The 6,622-nt window shown below is 61.3% G+C and carries 5 protein-coding genes and 1 tRNA gene; 3 read left to right on the top strand and 3 right to left on the bottom strand.

The window, feature by feature from the left end:
* Positions 1-1,163, bottom strand: a 1,163-nt coding sequence (locus EAW56_RS10755; protein WP_147453290.1) for a SulP family inorganic anion transporter, incomplete at its 3' end; no start/stop codon positions are given.
* Positions 1,164-1,332: 169 nt separating this feature from the next.
* Between EAW56_RS10755 and EAW56_RS10750 the strand changes: the two genes are divergently transcribed.
* Positions 1,333-1,737 carry a MerR family transcriptional regulator gene (locus EAW56_RS10750; protein ID WP_034664654.1) on the top strand — a complete coding sequence of 135 codons (405 nt, stop codon included), beginning with the start codon at positions 1,333-1,335 and terminating at the stop codon, positions 1,735-1,737.
* A 333-nt stretch (positions 1,738-2,070) separates the two neighbouring features.
* On the opposite strand, the gene EAW56_RS10745 is transcribed toward EAW56_RS10750, so the two are convergent.
* A tRNA-Met gene (locus tag EAW56_RS10745) sits at positions 2,071-2,147 on the bottom strand.
* Between the two features lie 238 nt (positions 2,148-2,385).
* Here EAW56_RS10745 and EAW56_RS10740 point away from each other — a divergent pair.
* A complete protein-coding gene (locus EAW56_RS10740) occupies positions 2,386-2,862 on the top strand; it encodes a hypothetical protein (RefSeq protein WP_095554246.1) in 477 nt (158 codons plus the stop codon).
* A 4-nt stretch (positions 2,863-2,866) separates the two neighbouring features.
* Here EAW56_RS10740 and EAW56_RS10735 read toward each other — a convergent pair whose 3' ends face one another.
* Positions 2,867-5,770 (bottom strand): UPF0182 family protein, encoded by a 2,904-nt coding sequence (locus tag EAW56_RS10735; protein ID WP_244213411.1) that lies wholly within the window; start codon positions 5,768-5,770, stop codon positions 2,867-2,869.
* 179 nt (positions 5,771-5,949) lie between these two features.
* Here EAW56_RS10735 and EAW56_RS10730 point away from each other — a divergent pair, with 179 nt between their 5' ends.
* On the top strand, positions 5,950-6,447 hold the full coding sequence (locus tag EAW56_RS10730) for a PPA1309 family protein (protein ID WP_122086519.1): 498 nt from the start codon (positions 5,950-5,952) through the stop codon (positions 6,445-6,447).
* The last annotated feature ends 175 nt before the right edge of the window (positions 6,448-6,622 follow it).

Genomic DNA, 6,622 nt, shown 5'->3' with positions numbered 1-6,622 from the left:
GCTAGGGTGGCAATAATCGTCACGGCCATAACAATGGTCTCAGAGACCGGCATGAGTTTAAGGGTGCGTGGATGCACCGAGTGCCAGTCGATGGTGCCGACCGAGACCATGATCATGATTGCCACCAGCGCAGCCATCGGGATCATGCCAACGATGTCGCCCAGTGCCAGGACCAGGACCAGCAGGAACACACCGGCTAACAGGGTGGATAGGCGGGTACGTGCCCCGGATTCGCGGACGTTGATCATGGTTTGACCGATCATCGCGCAGCCACCCATGCCGCCGAAGAAACCGGAGGCAATATTAGCCACCCCCTGTCCCCAGGATTCACGAGTTTTATCGGAATGAGTGTCGGTGATGTCATCGACGAGCTTGGCGGTCATCAACGATTCCATGAGACCGACCACGGCCATGGCCAGGGCATAAGGCGCGATGATCTGCAGGGTCTCCAACGTCCACGGCACGTTCGGAATAAACAGGGACGGTAAGGTCTCCGGCATCTTGCCCATGTCCGAGACCGTCGGGACAGTCAAACCGGCGGCAATGACCAAACCGGTGAGCACGATAATCGTGACCAGCGGGGCGGGGATCACACTGGTGAGCTTGGGGAAGAAAATCATGATCACCACACCCAAGCCGACGAGTGGGTAGACTATCCAAGGCACATCAATGAGGTGTTCGAGTTGGGCGGTGAAAATCATAATGCCCAGTGCATTGACGAAACCCAGCATCACCGATCGGGGGATAAAACGCTGAAGTTTCGCCACACCGAGGGCGCCGAGCACGATTTGTAGGACACCGCCCAACAGGACGGTGGCGATGAAATAATCCATCCCGTAACCACGCGTCACAGGAGCAATGACTAGGGCAATAGCCCCGGTGGCGCCGGTGATCATTGCCGGGCGGCCACCGGTAAAGGCGATCGCAATGGCCATGACTACCGAGGAAAACAGACCCATGGCTGGGTCAACACCGGCAAGGATGGAAAAGGCAATGGCCTCAGGGATCAGCGCCAGGGATACCGCCAGTCCGGCCAGAATCTCTATACGGATACGGGCGGGGGAAGAAAATGCGTAACGGAAGGATGCGATGATCCCGGTAGGGGCATCAGCGCCGTCTGGACTCAGGAGGGGGCGGGGGGCCGCCGTGCTAGTTTCAGTCATAGATGTCCAATCTTTGAGGGGATAGGTAACTGGGCGAACGCCCGAAAGGAATCCAACCCTCTAGTAACTTTAGGTTTGGTGATGGTGGTCATGGTAGCGGGAGTTTTACTCAACCGCCAACCCAGGCACAGGAACCCGTGGGCAACATCACCGTGAAGGAGAACAGGCAATGCAAAACAGTAATTTCAAGATCGGCGAGGTCGTTGACCAGACGGGGTTGTCGATTCCCACCTTGCGTTATTATGACAACGTCGGCCTGATTACCCCATCGGGGCGTAGCCCTGGTGGGTTCAGGCTTTATAGTGAGGCTGATGTACGTCGTGTTTTGCTGGTGCGACGGATGAAACCGCTGGGGTTTACTCTGGATCAGATGCGGGAATTCCTGGAAGCTGCGGAGATTCTTCATAGTTCAGATGGCGGGCAGGAAAGTGATACCGCACAGCAGGCACGGAGTAATGCCAAGGCCACCCTTGCCGACATTCGTGAGGAGACGCGCACCCGCTACGAAAAGCTACGCAAGCAAATTGCCTACGCTGAGGAATTCCTCGATCTGGTCAACACCCTGGCACCCTAAACTGCCCCCATCCTTCGCAGGGAGAAAAAGACCATCGTATTGAATGCGCTCTGTCGAATCGCGTTCCAGATGAAGTGGACGAACGCCCGCGGCCTCTCCGGAGTGGATGGCGATAGTACAGAGGACTTCTGAAATCCGTGCAGACGACTCCTCAAAACGACACAGTCATCCAAGGTCACAAAATCGAAAATTGTCACTTAACCCCATCACTTCCAAACCGGCTTAAGTGACAAAATGCCATCGCTAAAGTCCCGATTTGAGTCCCAGGACGTGCGCCTTAAGAGAAATAACTAAAGCCCCTACCAGTGTTTCTCCTGGTAGGGGCTTGGAAGTTGGTAGCGGGGGCAGGATTCGAACCTACGACCTCTGGGTTATGAGCCCAGCGAGCTACCGAGCTGCTCCACCCCGCGTCGGGTGATATTTTCTTTTCACCTGCTGCCGTATCGGCAACGTGAAGTAACTATACTGACTACTTTGCCAAAGGCCAAATCCCCTGGGCAGAACCCATAATCGTGAGATTCATACGGCTTGCCCAACACACGCCCACCACACTCATGTTCGTTCACCAGTTCGAACCGACCCGGTGCCGTGTCCGGGCCGGGCGATACGATTGCGCTCCATCCAGTCACACGACTTCAGGAGGCGCCCTTGGGAGAACTACTTCGAGCCGCAATCTACTGTGTTGAGATCCCCTCGCTCCTACCAAAGGAGCGGAACATCCTAGGCACCCTCGCTTTCCTCGCCGACGATTCCGACGAGCCAACGCTCGAACTCGACGGAACGATCCGTCCCGGCCGCACCGGACTCATTACCCGGCTCGGGCCTCCGGGGGCGAAGGGCGGGTTCGCCAGAACAAACATCGTCGCCACGCACATTCCACTGTTCAAAGAGACAGGCTGGATCCGCGAGGTGGAGGAGCCGACGCTGGATGGCGCGTACCAACTCAACCTGGCACGCCTGGGCAGGCTGCTCGACCTCACGGAGGCGGCCATGGTGGATCCGGGCGGGCCGGGCCCCGAGAACGACGAAGCGGACCAGGAGAAGCCCGGCGATTTCCTTCGCCCGGCACCGGAGGATCTGCGTGAGCAGATCGACCGGCTCCTGGTCCGCAACCCGCTAGGGTAAGCGCCTACTGCGCGCTCTGGTACGCCTCCACTGCGCGGTCCAGCTCGTCGAGGGCTCGGCCGTACTCCTCGAAGGAGCCGTCGCGGGCGCCCTCAAGGTTGCGCAGGGCGTCGTTAATACCCTGCATCGCCTCGTCCTTGTTGCCCGGGGCAGGCGCCTCGCTGTCGCCTTCCTGCGGCTGCTCGGCGGGGGCCTCGGCGTCCTGGTTGTCGGACGCGCCTTCGTCGACAAGCTCGATGTCCTGCGCAGCCTTGGAATCAATGCCAACCTGCTTCAGGGCCTGCGAGATCGTCGGCGCGTAGCCGACCTGGCCACGGTAGAACACCAGCACACGCAGCAGCTTCGGGAACGCCGAGGCCTGGTCCTTGCGCTTGGAGTAGATCGGCTCGACGTAGAGGATCTCGCCACTGCCCACCGGCAGGGTGAGCAGGTTACCGTTCTTCAGGTCGTTCGAACCCTCCCACAGCGTACGGTCACGCGCGACCTGGTCGGAGGACATCAGCGCGTCCTGCGCCTGCTTCGGGCCCTGCGTCTGCGTATTGGTCGGCAGCACGCGGACCGTGATGTTGCCGTAGGTCTCCGGGTCGGAAGAAACCGACATGTGTGCAGCCAGGAACTCGCGGTTCAGGCCACGGTACGGGGTGATCAGCTGGAAGGACGCATCGTTGGTCTCCGGGTCAGCGGCCACCACGTAGTATGGCGGCTGGTTGAGCTCCTGGCGGCCCTCCGGCGCGGTCGGATCGTTCGGGACGGACCAGAAGGCGTCGTTGTTGAAGAACACGCCCGGATCATCCACGTGGTAGCGCGCCAGCAGCTCGCGCTGGACCTTGAACAGATCCTCCGGGTAGCGCAGGTGCTCGCGCAGATCATCGCTGATCTCGCTGTGCGGCCGCACCGTATCCGGGAACACGCCCATCCAGGCCTTGAGCACCGGGTCGTTCTCGTCGAACTGGTACAAGTCGACCGAACCGTCGTACGCGTCCACCGTGGCCTTGACCGAGTTACGGATGTAGCCCAGGTTGTTGTTCACCAACCGCTGGGTGGTCCCGTCCGGGTTCAGCGCGTCCTGCGTGGTGTCCTGCAGCGAGGTGCGGGTGGAATACGGCAGCTGCGACAGTGTGGTGTAGCCATCCACGACCCACTTCACGCGGCCGTCAATCACCGCCGGGTAGGTCTTGGAGTCCGTGGTCAGCCACGGCGCAACCTTCTCCACACGCTCACGCGGGTCACGGTCGTACAGGAGCTTGGAATCAGAGCCGACACGGTCCGACAGGATCATGTTCAGCTCCTGGTACTTCACCGCGTACGCGGCGCGGTTGAACCAGTTGCCAATGTTCACGCCACCCTCGCCCTCGTAGGTGTAGGTGGAGTTATCCGTGTCGTATTCAACCGGGCCCTGGCCGTTGTCCCCCACAATGGCGTAGTCCAGGCCATCCTCAGCAGAAGCGATCACCGGGCCGTAGTAGATACGCGGCTCGTCGACACGAATGCCCAGCTCTTCCGCGTCCTTCTTCTCCGCGGCCTTTGCGTTGGACTGCAGGTCCGAGACCGTGAAGATGGGCAGGCCACCACGGGTGGAGCCGGCGTCCTGCGCGGCCTCGTCCACCGTGTTCGCCTGGGCAGCGACGAAACCGTTGCCGTGGGTGTACACGGTGTGGCGGTTGATCCAGTCAAGCTGGTTCTCACTCAGCGCGTTCGGATCCATCTCGCGCGCAGCGACGACAAAGTCGCGCATCTCCCCGTCGACCTGGTAGCGGTCCATGGCCAGCTGGTCCGGGAAGCCGTAGAAGTTGCGCAGCTGCTGGTTCTGGGTGAACGTGGGCGAGAGCACGTCCGGGTCCAGCAGGCGGATGTTGCTGATGGTGGACCAATCGTCCGCGACCTCGTTGTTGGAGACGTTGTCCGAGCCCCAGTTATCCTCGTACGTCACCGTGTCATCCGTCAGCCCATAGGCGAAACGGGTGGACTCGATGTTGCGGCCGATGTACTCGCGCTCCTTGGCCTGGCGGTTCGGCTTCACCGAGAACTGCTCGAGCAAGGCCGGCCAGACGTTGCCGATCACCAGCGAGGACACCAGCATCAGCACGGTGGCCAGCACCGGGATGCGGAAGTCCTTGTACACCACCGACGCGAAGAACGCCGCGGCGACGATGACCGCGATAACGGTGAGGATCATCTTGGCGGGCAGCATCGCGTTAATAGAGGTATAGGACGCGCCCGTGAAAATGTCGTTTTGCCCGTAGAGCAGGAAGTAGCGCTCCAGCCAGTAGCTCACGGCTTTAAGCAGCATCCACAGACCGGCAGTAAACGCCAGCTGCACGCGCGCCGCCTTGGAGACGAAGCCGCGCTGCCCCGACGTACGGTTGCCAATGCGGATCCCGCCCAGCAGGTAGTGCGCGACGAGGGCGATGAGGAACGCGACGATAAGCAGCATGCTCAGCGTGCCCACGATGGCGGAAAGCCCCGGCAGCGCGAACGCGTAAAAGCCGAGGTCCTTGCCGTACTGCGGGTCGGCCACTCCGAAATCGGAGCCGTTGAACCACAGCAGGAACGTGCGCCACATGCGCTGCCCCGCCAGGCCCGACAGGACGGCGACGACCAGCGGCACGACGAAGAGCAGGGAACGAATGCCCTGCTGAATCGTCTCGCGGTAATGCGCGGACGGCGAGAACGGATCCGCCGTGGGCGCACCCGCCGGTCTCCCCCGCCAGGCCAGCAGGGCCGCCGCGTACGCGACACCGCCGCCAATCAGCGCAAAAATGACGAACAAAACAATGCGGGCAATAATCACCCGGTTAAACACACCGCGGAAGTCGAGTTCCCCGAACCACAGGAAGTCGGTGTACAGACCGACCAGCATGGGCACGAGGGTAAAAATTGCGCCGACGACGATGACCGCCGTCAGCAGCGTACGGTTCGACTTTTTCGCGTTGGGTTGAGGCTGGTTGACGCGGGTAGCCAATCCTGCTCCTTCGAAATAGTCTTTACGTGCGTATTAAGCTTCTAGCTTAAAGTTTCAACGATTCGACAGCCAGAAAGGTTCCCGTGCAGCGTCACTTCAGCTCACAGCAGGCCCTGAACAAAGCCATGACGGAAGCTGTGGAGTTCGTCCACGCGGAGGGCTGGAACGCACCGCCCTCACTCTTTGCGCTGGTCCCCTCGCAGTTGCTTATCGACGAGCTGTCTCAACTCACCGACGACGCCGACCACTCCCCCCTCACCCTGGTTGTGCAGGAGCTGCCGGAGCACATCCGTCCCGGTAGCGATGAGCTGGCCGACTACGTCGCGCGCGTCGCCTGGCCCGAGCAGGTCGAGGGCGTCGTCCTCGCCCAGGAGATCATCTTCCGCGACACTTCCGCCGGGCCGGACGCCCAACCGCGCCCCGCGCGCCTCTTCTCCGGCGTGCTGCGCGACGACGACATCGAGCAGACTCTCCTGCAGATGCGGCTTACTGAGGAAGAACTGGAGGAACGTGGCATGTTTGCCCAGGACGAGATCGAGCTGCGCGGCGGGCCCAACGTCGCCCCGAACGTGATCGCCGCGCTGCGCTACAGCCTCGCGCAGGACCCCGACGAGCTGACCTAGGTCGAGCGCTCACGTACTATCGTTACCCATACGCACAGGAAATAAGGAGCCTACCCGTGACGCACCGCCGCACTCTTGTCCCCGCTCTCCTCGCCGCCTCGCTCGCACTGACCGCGTGCGGGAACGGGGACGACGAGACGAGCACTACAGCAGCACCGGCACCGGAAGAGACCGA

This window comes from Corynebacterium gottingense, assembly GCF_003693265.1.
Taxonomy (GTDB): Bacteria; Actinomycetota; Actinomycetes; order Mycobacteriales; family Mycobacteriaceae; genus Corynebacterium; species Corynebacterium gottingense.
The sequence above is the reverse complement of the archived record's forward strand: the minus strand, read 5'-3'. Positions and strand labels throughout refer to the sequence as shown.

Excerpts from the sequence above, each read along its gene's own strand:
- EAW56_RS10730 (WP_122086519.1), top strand. The coding sequence starts at position 5,950 with ATGACGGAAGCTGTGGAGTTCGTCCACGCGGAGGGCTGGAACGCACCG.
- EAW56_RS10750 (WP_034664654.1), top strand. The coding sequence starts at position 1,333 with ATGCAAAACAGTAATTTCAAGATCGGCGAGGTCGTTGACCAGACGGGG.